Source organism: Pelomicrobium sp. G1 (assembly GCF_051905455.1).
In the GTDB taxonomy this organism is placed as follows: Bacteria; Pseudomonadota; Gammaproteobacteria; order Burkholderiales; family UBA6910; genus Pelomicrobium.
Genome location: NZ_JBQACR010000001.1, coordinates 335,129 through 353,427 on the forward strand (window position 1 = coordinate 335,129; position 18,299 = coordinate 353,427).

Annotated in this window: 20 protein-coding genes; 4 read left to right on the top strand and 16 right to left on the bottom strand. The window is 65.6% G+C overall.

The window, feature by feature from the left end:
* The first annotated feature begins 287 nt into the window (after window positions 1-287).
* From ACTFO6_RS01655 to ACTFO6_RS01665, 3 genes are all read left to right on the top strand, one after another.
* Window positions 288-2,117, top strand: coding sequence for a copper resistance system multicopper oxidase (locus tag ACTFO6_RS01655; protein ID WP_439932693.1), 1,830 nt, complete (start codon window positions 288-290; stop codon window positions 2,115-2,117).
* A gap of 148 nt (window positions 2,118-2,265) precedes the next feature.
* Window positions 2,266-3,165: a copper resistance protein B gene (locus tag ACTFO6_RS01660; protein ID WP_439932786.1), complete on the top strand. Its 900-nt coding sequence runs from the start codon at window positions 2,266-2,268 to the stop codon at window positions 3,163-3,165.
* Window positions 3,166-3,207: 42 nt separating this feature from the next.
* Window positions 3,208-3,693, top strand: coding sequence for a cupredoxin domain-containing protein (locus ACTFO6_RS01665; protein WP_439932694.1), 486 nt, complete (start codon window positions 3,208-3,210; stop codon window positions 3,691-3,693).
* Window positions 3,694-3,772: 79 nt separating this feature from the next.
* Here the strand turns inward: ACTFO6_RS01665 and ACTFO6_RS01670 are convergent, their stop codons facing one another.
* The 16 genes from ACTFO6_RS01670 to ACTFO6_RS01745 all read right to left on the bottom strand — a co-directional run bounded on the left by ACTFO6_RS01670 (window position 3,773) and on the right by ACTFO6_RS01745 (window position 17,228).
* Window positions 3,773-4,105, bottom strand: coding sequence for a c-type cytochrome (locus tag ACTFO6_RS01670; protein ID WP_439932695.1), 333 nt, complete (start codon window positions 4,103-4,105; stop codon window positions 3,773-3,775).
* Between the two features lies 1 nt (window position 4,106).
* The gene (locus tag ACTFO6_RS01675) at window positions 4,107-4,400 is read right to left on the bottom strand and encodes a c-type cytochrome (RefSeq protein WP_439932696.1); all 294 of its coding nucleotides are present in this window, start codon (window positions 4,398-4,400) and stop codon (window positions 4,107-4,109) included.
* 12 nt (window positions 4,401-4,412) lie between these two features.
* Entirely contained in the window at window positions 4,413-5,555 is a 1,143-nt protein-coding gene (locus tag ACTFO6_RS01680) for a hypothetical protein (RefSeq protein WP_439932697.1), read from the bottom strand.
* Between the two features lie 114 nt (window positions 5,556-5,669).
* Window positions 5,670-5,927 (bottom strand): hypothetical protein, encoded by a 258-nt coding sequence (locus tag ACTFO6_RS01685; RefSeq protein WP_439932698.1) that lies wholly within the window; start codon window positions 5,925-5,927, stop codon window positions 5,670-5,672.
* A 198-nt stretch (window positions 5,928-6,125) separates the two neighbouring features.
* Window positions 6,126-7,439 (bottom strand): porin, encoded by a 1,314-nt coding sequence (locus tag ACTFO6_RS01690; protein WP_439932699.1) that lies wholly within the window; start codon window positions 7,437-7,439, stop codon window positions 6,126-6,128.
* Between the two features lie 284 nt (window positions 7,440-7,723).
* Window positions 7,724-8,107 (bottom strand): hypothetical protein, encoded by a 384-nt coding sequence (locus ACTFO6_RS01695; protein ID WP_439932700.1) that lies wholly within the window; start codon window positions 8,105-8,107, stop codon window positions 7,724-7,726.
* A gap of 150 nt (window positions 8,108-8,257) precedes the next feature.
* A complete protein-coding gene (locus tag ACTFO6_RS01700) occupies window positions 8,258-9,832 on the bottom strand; it encodes a sensor histidine kinase (protein WP_439932701.1) in 1,575 nt (524 codons plus the stop codon).
* Entirely contained in the window at window positions 9,829-10,587 is a 759-nt protein-coding gene (locus ACTFO6_RS01705; protein ID WP_439932702.1) for a response regulator transcription factor, read from the bottom strand. The genes ACTFO6_RS01700 and ACTFO6_RS01705 overlap by 4 nt, the downstream gene beginning before the upstream one ends.
* Before the next feature lie 13 nt (window positions 10,588-10,600).
* Complete coding sequence (locus ACTFO6_RS01710) at window positions 10,601-11,059, bottom strand: cupredoxin domain-containing protein (protein WP_439932703.1); 459 nt, start codon at window positions 11,057-11,059, stop codon at window positions 10,601-10,603.
* Window positions 11,060-11,756: 697 nt separating this feature from the next.
* Window positions 11,757-12,434, bottom strand: coding sequence for a Spy/CpxP family protein refolding chaperone (locus tag ACTFO6_RS01715; protein ID WP_439932704.1), 678 nt, complete (start codon window positions 12,432-12,434; stop codon window positions 11,757-11,759).
* Between the two features lie 170 nt (window positions 12,435-12,604).
* Complete coding sequence (locus tag ACTFO6_RS01720) at window positions 12,605-12,994, bottom strand: DUF302 domain-containing protein (RefSeq protein WP_439932705.1); 390 nt, start codon at window positions 12,992-12,994, stop codon at window positions 12,605-12,607.
* Window positions 12,995-13,128: 134 nt separating this feature from the next.
* On the bottom strand, window positions 13,129-13,497 hold the full coding sequence (locus tag ACTFO6_RS01725; protein WP_439932706.1) for a copper-binding protein: 369 nt from the start codon (window positions 13,495-13,497) through the stop codon (window positions 13,129-13,131).
* 94 nt (window positions 13,498-13,591) lie between these two features.
* Window positions 13,592-14,077 carry a cupredoxin domain-containing protein gene (locus ACTFO6_RS01730; RefSeq protein ID WP_439932707.1) on the bottom strand — a complete coding sequence of 162 codons (486 nt, stop codon included), beginning with the start codon at window positions 14,075-14,077 and terminating at the stop codon, window positions 13,592-13,594.
* Between the two features lie 11 nt (window positions 14,078-14,088).
* Window positions 14,089-15,420, bottom strand: coding sequence for a multicopper oxidase family protein (locus ACTFO6_RS01735; protein WP_439932708.1), 1,332 nt, complete (start codon window positions 15,418-15,420; stop codon window positions 14,089-14,091).
* Between the two features lie 15 nt (window positions 15,421-15,435).
* Complete coding sequence (locus tag ACTFO6_RS01740) at window positions 15,436-16,719, bottom strand: hypothetical protein (protein WP_439932709.1); 1,284 nt, start codon at window positions 16,717-16,719, stop codon at window positions 15,436-15,438.
* Window positions 16,720-16,832: 113 nt separating this feature from the next.
* Window positions 16,833-17,228: a hypothetical protein gene (locus ACTFO6_RS01745; RefSeq protein WP_439932710.1), complete on the bottom strand. Its 396-nt coding sequence runs from the start codon at window positions 17,226-17,228 to the stop codon at window positions 16,833-16,835.
* A 139-nt stretch (window positions 17,229-17,367) separates the two neighbouring features.
* Between ACTFO6_RS01745 and ACTFO6_RS01750 the strand changes: the two genes are divergently transcribed.
* Window positions 17,368-18,273 carry an alpha/beta hydrolase gene (locus ACTFO6_RS01750; RefSeq protein WP_439932711.1) on the top strand — a complete coding sequence of 302 codons (906 nt, stop codon included), beginning with the start codon at window positions 17,368-17,370 and terminating at the stop codon, window positions 18,271-18,273.
* Window positions 18,274-18,299 lie beyond the last annotated feature (26 nt).

An 18,299-nucleotide genomic window follows, 5' to 3' on the forward strand; every position in this document is an offset into this window, starting at 1 on the left:
TTGACGTAGATCAAACAACGGTATTTTACCAAGAGCCCTGGGTCATGAGGGAAAAGGCCAAGGCGGGGCGAAAATCTTGAAAGAGAATTGCGAAGAAACTGCGAAGTTCCGCGAGTATTTTACAAGTCGGACTCAACCGGGAAGCGCAACGGCGGGTTGGACGCGAGTGTTATGGAAGACCTCGTCGAGCGCCAAGAATCCGAGGCGCTTGCGAGGGCGTTGATTGAGAACTTAAAGCGGCGAGCATTCCTATCGATTTTCTGAAGCGTAGTGCCCAACCCCTCCTGATGTTTCCCGCTCCTCGTTTCCCTCGCCGGCGATTCCTCCAGGGCATAGCTGCTGGCGGCGTGCTCTTCGGGCTTTCGCCTTGGCTCAGGCCGTCGTGGGCAGGCGCGGCAGCGACGGCCACCGGAACGCCCCCGATGCTCCTCGGCACCGAGTTCGATCTGACCATCGCCGAGACGCCGGTCAACTTCACCGGTCGCCCGCGCATGGCGACCACCATCAACGGCTCGATCCCGGGGCCGGTCTTGCGCTGGCGCGAGGGTGACAACGTGACCCTGCGCGTCACGAACCGGCTCCCGGAGGACACCTCCATCCACTGGCACGGCATCCTCCTGCCGTTCGAGATGGACGGCGTTCCCGGCATCAGCTTCCGGGGCATCGCGCCCGGCGAGACGTTCGTCTACCGCTTCCGGGTGAAGCAGGCGGGCACCTACTGGTACCACTCCCACTCGGGGTTCCAGGAGCAAACCGGAATGTACGGCGCCATCGTCATCGATCCGGCGGGAAAAGACCCGATCCGCTTCGATCGCGAATACGTGGTGCAACTCGCCGACTGGACCGACGAGGACCCGATGCGGGTGCTCAAGAAGCTCAAGGTGCAGAGCGACTACTACAACTTCAACCAGCCGACCGTGGTGGATTTCTTCCGCGACGCGGCGAAGGAGGGCATGCGTGCGGCCGTCGACAAGCGCCGCATGTGGAACCAGATGCGCATGAGCCCGACCGACCTCGCCGACATCTCCGGTTACACCTACACCTACCTCCTGAACGGCATCACCCCGGCGGGCAACTGGACCGGCCTGTTCCGGCGCGGCGAGCGGGTGCGGCTGCGCTTCATCAACAGCGCCGCGCAGACCTTCTTCGATGTGCGCATCCCCGATCTCAAGATGACCGTGGTCCAGGCTGACGGCCAGGACGTGGAGCCGGTGACGGTGGACGAGATCCGCATCGGCGTCGCCGAGACCTACGACGTGATCGTCGAGCCCAAGGACGACCGCGCTTACACGATCTTCGCCCAGTCGATGGACCGCACCGGCTACGCCCGCGGCACGCTCGCCCCGCGGGCCGGCATGGAGGCTCCCGTTCCGGCGCTGGACAAACCCGAGCCGCTCACCATGGCCGACATGATGGGGGCGATGGATCACGGCAACATGCCGGGGATGTCGGGCATGGACGGCATGGATCACGGCGCGCAGGCCATGCCGGGCATGGAAAGGATGCAGGGCATGGATCACGGCGGCCACGCCATGCCGGCCATGGATCATGGCCAGCACGCCGTGCCCGGCGGTATGGGGATGGGGGCCGGCGCGGTGCGCGTGCGCCACGCGCGGACCGAATACGGCCCGGGCGTGGACATGCGCGTCGATTACCCCCGGACCAACCTGGATGATCCCGGCGTCGGTCTGCGTAACAACGGCCGGCGCGTACTGACCTACGCCGACCTGCACACGATCGGCGGGCCGCTCGACGTGCGGGGTCCGGAGCGGGAGGTCGAGCTGCACCTGACCGGCAACATGAAACGCTTCACCTGGTCGTTCGATGGCCTGGAATTCGGCAGGTCCACGCCGGTGCACTTCCGCTACGGCGAGCGCCTGCGCGTCGTCCACGTCAACGACACGATGATGACCCATCCCATGCACCTCCACGGCATGTGGCAGGAGCTGGAAAGCCCCGACGAGCGCTTCCAGGTGCGCAAGCACACCATCAACGTGCAGCCGGCCCAGCGGGTCACCTTCCTGGTCACCGCCGATGCGCTCGGCCGCTGGGCCTGGCATTGCCACCTGCTATACCACATGGACGCGGGCATGTTCCGGGAAGTGGTTGTGGCCTGAGCGCGGCCCAACCCAATCCAGCAGAAGGATAACAATGGTGCGCAACCAGGTGAGTTCGTTCGGCGCTTTCCCGCGTTTCATTCCGGCTGCGCCGGGACCGGCGCAAAGAATCGCTTCAAGCGTGGTTTCGCTTGCCGCCGCCATCCTGATGGCGCCTGGCCTATCCCCAGCCTGGGCGCAGAACCCGCTAGCGCCGGCGGGTCCGCACGCGGGGCATGCCACATCGCCCGCGCCTGCGGAGGACCCGAGCCGCGGCAGCGGCGCAGCCAGGGGCACGGACGGGGAGGCCGGCCGGATACGCGATGCGGGGATGGACCACGGATCGATGCAGGGGGGTGCGGCCCCGCCCGATGCCCGGGATCCGCACGCCTATTCGGGCGGTTACGACTTCGGGCCGCGCAAATTGCAGCTTGCGGATGAGCACGGCTTCGGGTCGTTGCTGGTGGATAACCTGGAATACATGCGCGGTGACGGTAACTCCTCCGTGGAGTACGACCTGCAGGCCTGGTACGGGCGCACCTACGACCGGGCGGTACTGAAGGCCGAAGGTGAACGCGACGGCGGCAATTTCAAGGAAGCGCGTACCGAGCTCTTGTGGGGGCATGCCATCGCCTCCTTCTGGGACGCGCAGCTCGGCGTGCGCTACGACGGCGGGGAGGGGCCGGACCGGACCTGGCTGGCGTTCGCCGTCCAGGGGCTGGCGCCCTACTGGTTCGAGGTGGAAGTCGCCGGTTACGTCGGCAACAAGGGGCGCAGCGCGCTGCGGCTGGACGTCTCGTATGACCTGCTCCTGACCCAGAGGCTGATCCTGCAGCCGAGGATCGAAGCCGATTTCTACGGCAAGCGCGACGCCGCGCGCGGACTGGGCAGTGGGCTGTCCGTCGCCAGCGCGGCGCTGCGCCTGCGCTACGAAATTTACCGCGAGCTTGCCCCTTACGTGGGTGTGGAATGGTCGCGCAGGTTCGGGGGTACGGAAGATCTGGCGCGTGCCGCCGGCGAAGATCCGAACGAAGCGCGATTCATCGCGGGACTGCGTTTCTGGTTCTGATTCGACCGTTCAAGGCAACTCAACCCGAAGGGAGCAAGCCGTATGAAAAAGACATTCTCGATCCTGGTCCTCGGCGTACTCCCGGCGATGGAGCAGGCCGCCGGCAATCACGACGGCGGCCATGACATGGCCGGCATGCACAAGGACATGCATGTGTCGATGGCAGGCAAGCCTGGCGATCCGGTGAGGGCGGGCCGCACCATAGAGGTCACGATGGACGACACCATGCGATTCACGCCCGATCAGATCAAGGTGAAAGCGAGCGAGACGGTCCGCTTCTTCGTGCGCAACGCCGGCAAGCTCCAGCATGAGATGGTGATCGGCACCCTGGAGGAGCTGAAGGAGCATGCCACCATGATGCGCGGGAACCCCGCTATGAAGCACGCCGAACCCAACATGACGTCCGTGCCTGCGGGGAGGGTCGGGGGCATCGTCTGGCAATTCGACAAACCGGGCACGGTCTATTTCGCGTGCCTCGTACCCGGCCATTTCGAAGCCGGCATGGTAGGAAAGGTGGAGGTCGAGTGATCGGCGCGCCGAGCCGGAAAGTAGCAGCGGCAGGGGACAGATCAGAGAGGAAACGGGCCGCGCGGGCCAAGGCGGCCCCTCAAGAACCGAACGCCGCCCGCATATACCGGAGGACCGCCTTGAGGTCGTCTTCCGTGAGCGTTGGATTTCCGCCCCTGGGCGGCATCGCCATGGGCGAGCCCGGGGTCTGAAAGCCCTTGATCATGTTTTCCAGCAGAACTGCGTCCGCCTTCGCCAGCGGCCCCCCTTTCTTGGTAAGGTCCGGTGCCCCGGGAACGGCGCCCTTTCCATCCGCTCCGTGACAGGCGATGCACGTTTGCTCGTAAACCGCCTTGCCGCGGCTGTCGGCGAGGGACGCGCCTGCGCAACCCGCGAATACCGCGCCGATTGCCACCGCCGCCCATGCCTTCATCTCAATTGCTCCCCTGCAAGAACAGTAGAATGTCCCGCGCCTCCTGGCCGGTCAGCCCGGCGCGAATGCGCATATGCGTGACTACCGGTTTCCACTGGTCGTCGCGCAGCTCTTTCGGGTCGCGCAGATTGTGGCAACGGGCGCAGTTGTCGGCCCATGCTTTCGCGCCCCGGGCGAAGGCCGCGGGATCGGTTTTCTGTTCTTCCGCGCGGGCGATTCCCGTCGCCAGGGTGATGGCGAGCAGCGATGCCGCCATCGCCAGGGCTGCCGTACGTGACAGATTTCGGTTACTCATGGCGCATTGTCCTCAGAAGCCGTAGGCCGCCTGGAGCAGCCACCGGTTGTCATCGTTGGGAGTCCCGGTCAAGCCCTTGTTCCACTCGTAGGCGATCTTGCCGACCAGGTTGGGCGCGAACCAGTAGTTGACGCCCAAGGCCCATTGTTTTTGGTCTTGGTCGGCGTGCGGCGTGTTGTAGTCGCCGTAGCGCACGACGCCTTCCCATTTCGTGGGGGCCAGCCGGTACGCCGCCTGGAGATACCAGGCTTTCCATTTTCCGCCCGCAGGGGCGACGCTCCCCGCCAGGCCGCCGACTTTCTGCTGCACGTATTCGCCACGCAGGTCCAGGTTCTTCCATTGATAGGCGGCGTCGGCGCCCAAGACGTCGTAGTCCCGGGCGGCCTCGGCGGTCCCGTCTGTGACCACGGCGACCTTGCCGCGGGCAGCAGAGAGGCCCAGCTCCAGCTTGGGAAGGGGCAGCAGCGCGATCCGCCCGCCGAAGACCTTTTTCCCGTCCGGATCGCTGGTGGCGCCTTCCGCCTCGATCATTTCGATCTCGTCGCCGGCCGCGTTCAGCTCGAGCCGCGGCCCGTTGCCTACCCACAGGTCGTAGGTTGCCCGCATCGGTCCCAGCGGAAGACCTCCGCGCACGCCGGCGCCCACCTCGGACGTCGGAGCGGCCTGATCGTGGCCGAAGCCCACCGGCGTCGAAGGCAGCCGGTTGATCCACCCCGGGTGCAGGTTCTGGCGGAACTGGCCGATGCCGCTGTTGAACTTGCCGGCGTACACCGCCGCATAGTCGTGGGCCAGCAGGCTGATCGTGGCGAACTCCAGTCCCGTCTCGGTGCCGCCGTCCTCGTCCACCGCGATCTCCAGCTCCGCGTCGAGCAGCACCAGGTCCTGGTACTGGTAATGGAACGCGGGGTTGAACCGCGCCAGATCGAAGAGGCCGCTGCCGTTCTTCGCGTCGGTGTAGCCCACGTCGGCGTATCCGGCGAAGTGCTTGGTCGAGCCGACGTCCTTCCATTCCGACCGGGCCTTCGCCACCTCTTGACGGAGCGCGGCAACCTCCTCGGTCGGCGGCGCCTTTTTGACCAGGGCGCGAAGTTCCTGGACCTCCTTCCGGAGGGCTTCGATTTCGGCCTTCAGCGCTTGGGTATCGTCAGCCGCCACGGCGGCCCCTGACCCGGCGCCGATTGCCGCCAGGGTGCTCAATAGCCCGAAATGGATCAATCGTGACCTACTGCGCATGCGAGTCTCCCGGTGTGAGAAGTACGGCGATCGGCCTCATTTCTGGGTCTTTCCCTCGGCGTCCGGGGCTCTTGCTTTGCCGGCCTCCTGGGTTGCGCGGGGCGTATGGGGGTCTACCCCCTCGTCGTGACGGCCGCCGGAGCGCTTCGGCGCTTTCTTTCCCGCGTCTTGCGCTTTTTTCTCCTTCTGCGCATGGGGGCTCACGCCCTCATCGTGGCGGCCTTGGGCATGGGACCAGTCGCTGACGCCGAAGGCGAGCGCCGCGGCGAAAACCATCAGTAGGGCGGCTTTCATTTGCCTGTCTCCTGTTCCAGATAAAAAGCGGGAGATTCCATCGAAGGTGGGGGAGCGCGCGAGGTTGATAAATGAAGGCGATGCGGCCGTCAGAGGAGAACGCGGCCGCATCGCCGAGTTGGCGGCTGCCCATCGCGCCGGGCTTAGCCGGCATTCGCGCCCGCGACAGCACGAAAATGGGCGGCCACCCAGCCGCTCTTAGAACCGGTGACGCAAGCCCAGGGCGATGGCCTGGGGATCGGCGCCGGGACCGGCGGCAGGCGCGCCGGTCACGCCGAAGTTATAGGAAGCAGCGGCGTCGTTCTTGATCTTGGTCCAGTGCAGGTAGCCGTCGGTGCGCTTGGAGAAGCTGTAGGCGTAACCCAGCGCGTACTGCTTGGCGCCCAGGCCGCTGGTGGAGCAGGGCCCTCCGGTTGCCAGCGTGCAGGAGCCCTCGTCGGCATCGCTGTAGGACACGCTCACTCGGTGGTTGGCGAAACGATGGGTCGCCGACACCACCCATGCGTCCCGGTCGAACGCGGTCACGCCGCTGGCGGGAACGCTGGTCTCGTAGTCCAGGTTCTCCCACACCGCCAGGAACTCGGTGCTGCCCCATCTGCCGTCCCACCTGTATCCCGCGCCGACCTTGTTCGCCGTGTCCTCGGAGGACCCGGCGGTGGGCACGGTCCCGGCGACGATGGAGTTCAGGCCGAACACGTCGTCCCGGCGCTCGTAGGCATAGGTGAGGAAATAGGGCCCCTGCTCGTAGCGGACCTGCAAAGATACGACCGAGGGTTTCAGCGTCGGGGTTTTCTGTTCGCGGGCCCCATAGGCGATTTCTCCGGAGAATCCGTTGAACACCGGGCTCCGGTAAAACACCATGTTGTTCAGCCGGGCGTCGAATCCGGCGTTCTGCTGAATCGTCCCACCGGCATTGCCGCCCACGGTGATTCCGGACACCGCGTTCACGCTGGCGACGTTGAAGCCCGGGCTGCCCAGGATGCCCTTCTGGGTGGCGACGCCGGTCGCGTAGAAGGGATCTTTGCCCTGCACCGCGCGCTTGTAGGGGCTGTCGTGGTTGCCGGCGAAGAGGAGGGTACCCCAGTTGCCGGTCAAGCCGGCATAGGTATCCCGGCCGGCCAATGTGCTCGTACCGCCGTCCATGGCGATGGCCGACTCGATTTGCCAGACGGCTTTCAGCCCGCCGCCCAGGTCTTCGGTACCCCGGAAGCCGATATTGGAAGAGTTGGACGAGACCCGGTCCCGGCGGGCGCTGTTGACCCCGGTTCCGGCGGGAACCAGGCTATTGAGCGGCACCCCGGCCGCGGTCGCGCCCTCCCGCTTGACGAGTTCGTAATCGACGTTCAACGTGCCGTAGATCGTGACGCTGCCCGACTCGCGTCCCTTGTGCAGGGCGTCGTGAGGGGTGCTTTCCGCTTCCGCCTTTCCCTGGGCCAGCACGGCTGCGGGAGCAGCGAAAGCGCCCGCCACCGCCAACACCAGGACTTTCTTTTTCATCGAGCTGGTCATCATTCGTTTCTCCTCTGAGTGGGTTAATGGCCGCGTTGCCTCGGGCCGGGCGCATCGGACCTTCCTCCCCGGCGACACGGCTTTCGAAGCAACACCCGCGCGATGATCGTTGCTTTAGGTCTTAGGAATATCGCGAAAACATCTCAAAAACTTCTCACTCCCAGGAAACGCGATAAACGGTCTTACCACCCCCGGCACTCGCGTTCCTGGCCAACGGGGCGCGTCAAAGAACCGCCCCGTGATGAGCGCGCTGCGCACCCTCCGGCCCGGCATGGGGAGCCGCCCGTTCAGCACAGCGGCAATCTGGACAGGGCGTAGCCGTCGACGCCATCGGTGATCTGAATATCCCGCTCGAATCGGGTGATGCAGCGTTCCTGTTCGCGCGAGGCAGCCGGGGGGAAACCCTCCCGTCCCTCGACACCCCGTTTGGCCGCGCCCTTGCCGGATTCCGCGGGGCACAGGGGGATTTGGGACATGGCGTACCCGTCATAGCCGTCGGTGATCTGCATCTCCCGTTCGAGCCACGTGATGCAGCGTTCCTGCGGAACCGGCTCGGCGGTGCGTCCTTGATGGCGGTCGGCCGCGAGAACCGGAGCGGTAGCCAGGGTGGCGCCCAAGAGCGCCGCGGCATACGCGAACGAAGCCGCGTTTCGAGACCGTTTGGTCGACATGATTTTTCTCCTTGCGTTGACACGTGATCGGAAAGCCTGGGAAACAGGCGCGCATTGCGCGCCTACGTTAACTATCGACCAGAAAGGTCTCCGCATAATCGCAGCAAGCTCATTTTTTCTGGTCGCTGCGCGGAGGCGGGCCGGGGGCGCTTACGTCGGATGACGTTGCGGCCGACTGCGCAGAGCGGTGTCGCCGGAACTGAGGGCGGGCGTCTTGCTGGAATGGCCGGCGTTCGGTGCGACGACAGGAAGGGCGAAGCGGAACGTGCTGCCCAGCCCCGGGCTGCTTTCCACGGTTATGGCGACGCCGTGGAGCTCGAGGATGCGTTTGACGATGGCGAGCCCGAGCCCGGCGTGTTCGGAAGCGCCGGGACGCTCCTTCTCGGCGCGGTAGAACCGGTCGAAGATGTGGGGCAATTGCTCCGCGCTGATCCCGGTGCCGGTATCGTCGACTTCCACGATCACCCGGGCGCCGCGCGGGATCAGGCATACCCGGATGCGCCCGCCCGCGCCCGTGTGCTGCAGGGCGTTGTCGATCAGGTTTTCCAGCACGCGCTCGATGAGCCCGATGTCGGCCATGACCAGCGGGACGTCATCCGGCGCCTCCATGACGAGGGAACACCCTTGGGCGCTGGAGGTCAAGGAGAATTTCTGGATGACGTCTTGTACGAGATCGGAAAGCTGAAAGGGTTCCAGGTTGGGAATTATCTCGTTGGACTCGAGCTTGGCCAGGTCCAGTAAACGCTTGACCATTTTCGCGAGACCTTGCGTCTGCCGGATCGCGGTCTCTACGTAGAGACGTCTCTCGGAAGGGGTGAGCTTCGTCTCGTCGAGGAGGGTCTCCAGGTGGGCGTGCAGCGAAGTGAGGGGCGTCTTCAAGTCGTGGGCCAGGTGGGTGACCCATTCGCGCCTCGCCGCGTCGGTCTGGCGCAACGCCTGCATCTGGTCGACGATGCGCTGCGCCATCTGCGCGAAAGTGTAGCTCAGGCGCTGGAGCTCATCTCCAGGAGGGTCTTTGGTGACTTCCGGCAGCACCGGTGTTTTCGTGAACTGCGAGTTGCGGAAATCGTCCATGGCCGAGATCAGGCGCCGGAGCGGGCGGGTGATCAGGCCGATGCTTATAAAGGCCGCAGTAAACGCGACCACCACGCCGCTGAGGCTGACCAGAACGTATTCCTTGGCGGCGTAACTGCGCCGCAGCGCCCGCGTGGCGTCGTCCCGATCGGCTCCGCCGAGGATCACGTAAAGAAACGCCGTTTCTCCCGAGGGCAGGGCAAAAGGCGCGACGGAGAACACGCTCTTTCGCCCGGGATCCCTGGGATTGTCCCCAAGAATCGGGAACGCGGGCTCGGCCGAAAGCATCTGCCGGATCGGCGCGAGGGAGACGTGGGTCAAGGCGATCTGCCCGGGCGGCAGCGACGACATGAGGATGCGGCCACGCTCATCGAGGACATAGATCTCGACGTCGCGATTGACCTGCGCCAGGTGGTCGAGGGCGCCCTGCAACTGAGCGAGATCGGCGAGACTTCGCGGCGCCAGGACGGATTCGGTCAGGAAATTGGCGGCCAGCGCCCGGTTGACGAACTGGGTGATCTCCTGATGGTACGTATCATGGAAAAGGCGCGCCGCAACGAGGAACAGCGCGCTTATCGCGCTGCACAGGATGAGCAGGACCGCTACCAGCTTGGCTTTGAGAGTCGGGAGCCCGAGCGGCGGACGGGTCATACCTGTTCGGATAGCTTATAGCCCGCGCCGCGTACGGTTATCAGGTATCGGGGTGAGGCCGGGTTGCGCTCGATCTTCGCCCGTAGCCGGTTTATCATGCAGTTGACTGCATGCTCGTATCCCTCGTGGCCATATCCCCAGACGGCGTCCAGGAGCTGGGCGCGCGTGTACACCCTCCCGGGGTTGCGCGCGAAATACAGCAGGAGGTCGAACTCCTTGGCCGTGAGCTCGACCGGCGTCCCGCCCACCGATACCTGGCGGCGGGACGGATCGATGACCAGGTCCCCGACCTGCACGGGTTCCGGGGCACCGTCCGCTTCGGGCCTGGAGAAGGCTTCGATGCGCCGGAACAATGCTTTCACCCGGGCGACCAGTTCCGCCATCTGGAAGGGCTTGGCGAGATAATCGTCCGCTCCCAGCTCCAGCCCCAAGACCCGGTCCAGGTCCGATGAGCGGGCGGTCAACATGAGTATCGGCACCCGGTTGCCGCTTGCCCGGAGCCGTTTGCAGACCTCCAGGCCGTCCATGGCGGGCAGCATCACGTCGAGGATGATGAGGTCGAACTGCCTCGTTTCCGCCAAGGCGAGGCCGGCGGCCCCATCCGAGACCAGTTTGACCTTGCAGGACAACTGATCGGCAAGCTGTTTGCCGACCAGTTGCGCCACGTCCTGCTGATCTTCGATGATGAGAACGCGCCAGGTGCGGCTACCCGGGTCTTTCGATGGGCTTGCGGCTGGAGAGCCATGGTGGATCATGGTGAATTCCATCTCATCGCTTGACGAAAGGAACGCGACTCACCATCCCCGCTTCGTAATGGCCCGGCAGGTGGCAGGCGAGGACGACATCGCCCTCGACCGGCTTGTCGAAACGCCAGGTAATCTCCTTGATCTCGCCCGGCTTGAGGGTCACCGCCGACGGATCGTCGGCGTGTTCCATGTCCGGCCGCTTTTTCATCGTCGCGGCGCGGGTGTGCTGGGAGGCTCCATCGCCGATGGAAAATCCGTGCTCGATTCTTCCCGCGTTTACGACAATGAAGCGGATGACGTCGCCTTGCTGGATTGTGAAAGAACGCGGGAACACGAACCGCATGTCGTCGGTCGCTTTGACAGGCACGATCCGGGTGGCCTCCGATGGCTGGGCCGGAGCTCCGAAGGAATGGCTTCCTCCGGAGCTTCCTTGAGCGACGGCCAAGCCGGAAAAGGCGAGGACGAGGAGCGCAACCGGCAATTTCATGTCGGCATCTTGAGCCCGGCCGATACGCGAACAAGGGCGAGTGTGGTTCCCACAAGCGCCTAGCATACGAACGGAACTTCGCATGATGTTCTCAGCGAGTTAGCACGCGATTCGCTCCAAGCGATATCGAGGTCACGCGCTCCCCTTACCGGCGTTGCCGGCGGCATAGCACGCCGGACCGGGGCCGTGCGAGGCGGCTCCGCTTGCAAAGCGGGGGCGCAAGAGAAACGGCGGAAAACGCCGCGCGCGCCGCGGCGATCCGCGGCGGGCCGGGCGCCTGCCCCGGAGGGTCGGGGTCAGGCTAGCGGCGGGCGTTTCGGTGGGGCGGGAGTGAGGCTGGAAAACCGGGCGGCTTCGATGGAGAAGCGGAACGGCGCGGCAACAGGGCCCCGTGCGGGCGCTGTTACCGGAAGGCCAGCCCAGGTGCACACCTGATGCTGGGATAGGACATTCTTGCAGGAAGGCGCTGGCGACGCTGGCTGGTCGCCTTCGCGATCGCCCGTTTCCACCATCGAAGCAATCGTTAGCGATGCGCTCGGGCGATAATCGATCTCATCCATTTGGTCCGCCGCGAACGCCTGAAGCGAAAGAATCAACAGGAGAAGGTGGATGAGAAACGTTCGGGTCGGCCGGTTCATGGTATTTTTTTGCTCCGACTGAGGGTGTGGCCGCCGGCCTTCGGGTCAGGGCGCTACTCGATGTCCTGCGCCCACCACGGGCCGAAGCGCCTGAGCTGCTCCTTCTGCTCCCTGGTGAGTACCCCTTCGAGCTTGTCGTGGGCTTCGAGGCGCAATTGCAGGTGCTGCTGGCGCAGGTCCTGGAGCCTCTTGTATTGCTCCTGGATGGCCTTGTTGTCGCGCTTTTCGGCCCAGAGCAGGTTGGCCAGCTTCTGCCGCTCTTCCATCATTCTGCCCATCAGATCCCACTGCTTCCTGCGGACTTCTTCATGGATCCCCTCGATCTTCTTGCGCTGGTCGTCGGTGAGATTCAATGTGCCGAGGGGACCGTAGCCCATCATGCCAGGCCCCATCCCCATGCCGGGCCCATAGCCGCCCATCATCCCGGGGCCCATCATTCCCATCCCCATGCCTGGGCCGTAACCACCCATCATGCCACCGCCCATCATGCCGGGACCCATGCCCATTCCGTAACCGGGGCAGTAACCGCCGCCCGGCCCATACCCGCCGCGGGGCCCTGGACCGTATCCGCCCATCATGCCCGGACCCATGCCCATCCCGGGTCCCATCATGCCCGGCCCCATGCCGTAGCCGCCCTCTTGATGTCCTTGAGCCAGCGCGGTTGCGCCCAGCGCGGCGACCCCGGCGAGCGTCCCGGCGGCGAGTGTCCTGCGTACATCGATGCGTTTCATGGCAATGCTCCTTTTCGAGTACGAAGAGAAAAACAACGTGATGAGAGGCGCGCGAAAAGCGTTTACTGGTCGGATACTCGACATGGACGGAAAAAATACCGCATAACGACAACCGGCATGTTGATTTACATCAAATCGGAGCCCGGCAGACGCACCCGTCGGCGAATCCTTCATCGTTTGAGCGCGTCCCGCACCCGTTCGAGGCGCGCCCGCACTTCCTTGCCCAGCGTGTGCACTTCGGGCTTGTCCACCAGCTTGAGCACCGCTTCCGGATCCATGAAGCCGACCCAGATGCGGCCGTCGTCTTCTTCGCGCACGACAACATTGCACGGGAGCAGCAGCCCGATATCGGGATCGGCGTCGAGCGCCCGGTGGGCGAGCGGCGGATTGCAGGCGCCCAGGATGCGGTAGGGCTTGCGGTCGATGTTGAGCTTGGCCTTGAGCGTCGCCTTCACGTCGATGTCGGTGAGCACGCCGAAGCCCTCCTTCTTGAGCGCTTCGGCCACGCGCTCCACCACGGCGTCGAAGGGGCCGTCTACCGTGAGGTTGAATCCATACATCGGCGCCTCCTTTCCTTTGAAAGATCAATTCATTCTAATATTCTGATGGACGAGCGGCAATTGGCGAGGGTCCTCGAAATGCCTGACGGACGCTCGGCCCTCTCAATAGATCCCTCGCCGTGCCTTCCGCTGCGCTATCTCGCTTGGCGGATCGACGTGATGGCGTAGCCGCCGGCCTTTTTCTTTCCCAGCTCGAATTCCACTTTCATGCCGGGTTTCAACCCTTCCAGCATCGCTTTGTCCGCCACCTCAAAATCCATCGTCATCTGGGGCCACTTGAGACTGGGGATCGGGCCATGGGTTACGTTCACCATGCCACGCTCGGCATCGACCGTGTTGACCAGGCCGGTGGCCTTGTGGGCCTCCGCGCCCTGCATCGGCATGCCCGTGCCGCCATGGTCCTTCTGGGACATGCCGCCGTGGTCTTTCATTTGCGCCGCGGCCTCCGGTGCGGCGCCGGTGTATAGCGCCGCGAGGATGACGCCGAAGACGATCGCTTTCATGGAAATCTCCTTTTCGCCTTTGTTCCCCTTCTGGCCGGGGCTTGATGCGAGAGCGCGTGTTGCGTTCTTGCACCTTTTCCGCCCGGTCCGGGCGTCAGTTCTGCTTCGCCTTCTCGAAGTCCACCCTGGCCGTCATGCCCGCCCGGTGGTGGTTGTCGTGGAAGCAGGCGAAGACCACCTTGCCGTTGATCGGCTTGTTGAACTTCCAGATGATCTCCTTGGTTTCGCCAGGGGCGAGGGTGACCGCCGCCGGATCGCCCTCGTGCTTCATGCCGGGCATTTTTTCCATCATTTTGGCGTGGGCCCGCTGGGTCGCCTCGTCACCCAGAGAGAACTCGTGGGTAAGCCTGCCCGTATTGGTGATGACGAAGCGAATGGTCTCGCCCTGTTTGATGGCAGGCAGATCGAACAGGAACTTCATGTCGTCCGTCGCTTTGATCTCGATCGTTCGGGTGACTTCATGGGGCTTGCCCGGTTCGCCGAAACTGTAAGCGCCGCCGTGGCCGCCGGAATGAACGCCTGCGGCGGTCACGGCCGTGCTGGCGCCGAGCAGTACGAGGGATGCGATCGTGCGTTTCATGGGCTCTCCTTTCACTGTTGCGGGTTGAAACCGGCCATCAGCTCCCGGGCGCTTTTCTCGTCCAGCTCCCAGGCGACCGTGCCTTTGGGGTGCTCGTACCAACCGGGGTCCGAGTAATCCCCCGGCTTCTGGTCGTCGCGGACCTTCACCACGGTGAACATGCCGCCCATTTCGATGGGGCCGAAGGGCCCTTCGCCCGTCATCATGGGCAGCGTGTTCTCCGGCAGGGGCATCATGTGGGCCATGGCCGCCATGTCCTGCATCTCCGCCATGCCGTGCTCGCCCATGGGCATGTAATGCTTGCCCGGCATGAGATCCGCCAGGCGCTCGGCGGGCCTGGACTGGTCCACGCCCAGCATGTTGGGCACGCCGTGGCCCATGGGACCCATGGTGTGGTGGGGCTTGTGGCAATGGAACGCCCAGTCGCCCGGGGCCTCCGCCACGAACTCCACCACCCGGATCGCGCCCACCGGCACGTCCACGGAGGTTTCCGGCCAGCGGGCGCTCTCCGGGATCCAGCCGCCGTCGGTGCCGGTCACCCAGAAGCGGGTCCCGTGGATGTGGATCGGGTGGCTGGTCATGGAGAGGTTGGCGATGCGCACCCGCACCCGTTCGCCGGTGCGGGCCACCATGGGATCGATGCCCGGAAACGTGCGGCTGTTGAAGGTCCAGATGTTGAAATCCAGCATCTCGGAGGGATCCGGGGTGTAGGTGCCGGGATCGAACTTGTACGTGGCCAGGATGAAGCAGTAGTCCCGGTCCACGCGCCGCTCCTCCGGGTGGCGCGGGTAGACCACGAACATGCCCATCATGCCCATGGCCATCTGCAACATCTCGTCGGCATGGGGGTGGTACATGAAGGTGCCGTTCTGCTTCAGCGTGAACTCGTACACGTAGGTCTTGCCCGGCGGGATCTGGGGCTGGTTGAGGCCGCCCACCCCGTCCATGCCGTTGGGCAGGAAGATGCCGTGCCAGTGGATGGTGGTGTGCTCCTTCAGCCGGTTGGTGACGTAGATGCGCACCCGGTCGCCTTCCACTGCTTCGATGGTGGGGCCGGGGGAGGAGCCGTTGTAGCCCCACAGGTTCGCCACCATGCCCGGCGCGATCTCCCGCTTCACCGGCTCGGCGACGAGGTGGAACTCCTTCACTCCATCCTTCATGCGAAAGGGGAGGCTGCGCCCGTTCAGGGTGACCACGGGCCGGTACGGCGCCCCGGCGGCGGGGGCGGGCGGCGGCTGGGTGCGGGCCTCCGGCGCCGTCCTGGCGGCCGCGGCCGCCTGCTTGAGCAGGGCGATGCCCAGCGCGGCGCCGCCGCTCGTAGCGAGAAAACGTCTGCGATCCATCGTGTCACTCCAATTTCAGTGTTGGCCGGCGTGGGCGGCGCCGGTTTTGAGCGTTTCCTGGGGCGCGGCCGGTTCGGCATAGTTGAAAGCGACGGGCTGCGGCAACTCGCCGCCCACCGCCTGTTCCAGGTCCAGGGTGGCGATCCAGAAGTCCCGCACCGCTTCGAGGTATTGCTTGCGCGCTTCCAGCTCCTCCCGCTTCGCCTCGATCAGGTCGTAGACGCCCACCAGCATGCCGTTGTAGTGCTTGAGCGTCTCGTCCACCAGCGCGGCCTTCACCGGCAGCACGGTGGCCCGGTAGCCGTCGGCCCTGGCGTAGGCGAGCCGCAGGCGCGCCTCCCGCTCAGCCACCTCCGCCGCCACGCTCCGGTGGATTTCCAGCAGTTCAAGCTCCGCCTTGGGTACCGGTGCCGGGAGGCGGTAGAGGTTATCCGGCGCGAGGAGGGGTAACCGCACCCGGGTCTCGGGCAGCGCAGAGGCATAGCCGGTGGGGTTGTCGGCCCGGAACCGCTCTTCGGCCCGGCGGGCATCCAGCCGGTTCGCCCAGGCGAAAGCCGGCAATCCTTGCCACTGGGGCAGGGTGTCGGGTAGCGCGGGAAGCCCCGCGGTCTTCAAGGGACGGCTGCCCGGCACGAGGCTCAAGCGCCGCGCCAGCTCCCGCTGAGCGTTGGCGAGGGCGACCCGGGCGAGGTCCCGCTCGAGGGTCACTTCGGCGAGCTGAACACGATGAGGAAGCGTTTTGAGGAGGCTGGCGTTGCCCGCCTTCCGCTGGCCGTCCCCGAGCTCCGCAGCGGCCAGGGCGGCCTCGGCCAGTTGCTCGGCGTGGGGCGCGAGCGCCTCGGCGAGGGCGAGATCCAGGTAGGCTCCGGCCACTTCCCGGCTCACGGCCAGGGCCGTCCGGGCCACCTGGGCGCGCAGCTCGTCCGGGGCGCGCAAGGGTTGTGTCGCCGTGGCAAGCGGCAGGCCGAGAAAATCGCTGCGCACCTGCAAGGGCGCCGCCCGGGAGGCCAGCAGGCCCGATTGCACCAGGGCGGAAGGCGTGATCCCCAGTTCCCGGTACTCCCGCAGGAGCTCGGCGTTGGTCACCAGGGCGATGCGGATCGCGTCGTGCAGCGTCAGGGGCCCGGCGAGCAGGGCTTCCACCGCGGGCTCGACGCCGCGGGCGTAGGAGCCTCCTTGCAGGTTGGGCAGGCGGGGGCCGCCTGCCCGGTCTTGCGCCGCTTCGGCCGGAGGGAAGCCGAGGGCGGCGGCCAGAGCGACGGCCGCAAGGGCCAACGCTCCGCGAGGGATTTGCGACATAAGCTGACTCCCATTTCCAGTTGAAACCGGCTCCGCGCTGGACGTGGAGCAGGAGGAGGGCGCGAATCGTCGCGCCCCGGGGCGGCGGTTTCAGCCGCCCGACGGAATGGGGTTCAGAGGAGGGGTGGCCGCTGGAAGGAGGCGAGAAAGACCGGCCGGGGCGCGAGCACCGCCAGGGTCGGCTGGGCGTCCGCGATCACCGGGCGGGCCGTGACGGTCGCCGCGGGGAGGGCCGGCGCGCTGCACTGCTGGCATAGGCTGCAGCCGTCGCAGGCGGGCAAACCCCGGGAATCCCCGTCCTGGGAAGCGGGCGGGTCCGCGGCGGGGCTTTGGTGATCAAGGCCTTGGGAATCGTGGGGCACCCCGTGGTGGGCCAGATGGACGGTGTGCCAGCCATGATCGGCGGGGGGGCCGCCGTTTCCGTGGGTGCCGCAGAAGGGCATCGCGATGCCGGCGAAGCCCTGGGCGGGCAGCCAGAAGGCCAGCAGCAGGAGGACAATGCGTTTCATTACATTACAATGGACACGGGCGGCAGTATACGGCAGTGGCCTCGCTTCGGGCAAACATGCTCGTAGACAGGAGGACATCGGCCGAGTTCCTCGATCCGCAAGGATTCTCAAGCGTGCCAGAGGAGTACAGGAGTCAGCCATGGAACCCAGCATCGATCCGTTCTTCGAGCGGCAGTACAACGCCCGGGCGGCGATTCCCGACCATCCCCAGATTTTCGCCCGCTGGGCCGAGGCGTCCGCGCGGGTGCGGGCCGAATGGCCCTGCGCCCTGGACGTGCGCTACGGCAAGGGGGAAAAGCAGACCCTGGACGTGTTTCTGTCCCAGGGGCCGAGCCGGGCGCTGTTCGTGTATTTCCACGGGGGCTATTGGCGCTCCCTGGACAAGAGCGATTTTTCCTTCCTGGCGCCGGCCCTGGGGGAAGCGGGCGTCACCGTGGCCATGGTCAACTACGATCTCGCGCCCAAAGTCGCGGTGGCCGACGTCGTGGAGCAGGCGCGGGAGGCGGTGGTGTGGCTGCTGCGCAACGCCGGCGACTACGGCGCCCATCCGGGCAAGCTCTTCGTCGCGGGCCATTCCGCCGGGGCCCATCTGGTCGCCATGCTGTACGTCACCGACTGGGACCGGGTGTACTCGGGGCTGACCCCCAAGGTGATCAAGGGAGGCCTGGCGGTGAGCGGGATCTACGACCTGGCGCCCCTGGTGGAAACCAGCATGAACGCCGACCTGCGGCTCACCGCGGAGGCTGCCCGGGCGTTGAGCCCCGTGTACATGGAACCGCGGGTGAAGGCTCCCCTCACGGTGGCGGTGGGAGGGGAGGAGAGCAGCGAATTCCGGCTCCAGACGGAGTTGCTGGTGGAGCGCTGGAAGGAGAACCTCCAGATCGAAGAGGTGCCCATGCCCGGCTTCCACCATTTGAACGTCATCGAGGAGCTGGGCCGCAAGGGATCGGCGCTCCACGCCGCGGCGATCCGGCTGATGGGTTTGGACCGGGAGGAAGAGAAGGAAAAGCCCGAGGAAGAAGAGGACGAGTGGGAGGACGACTGACGGCCAGTTCCTTCTTTCCTCTGTGC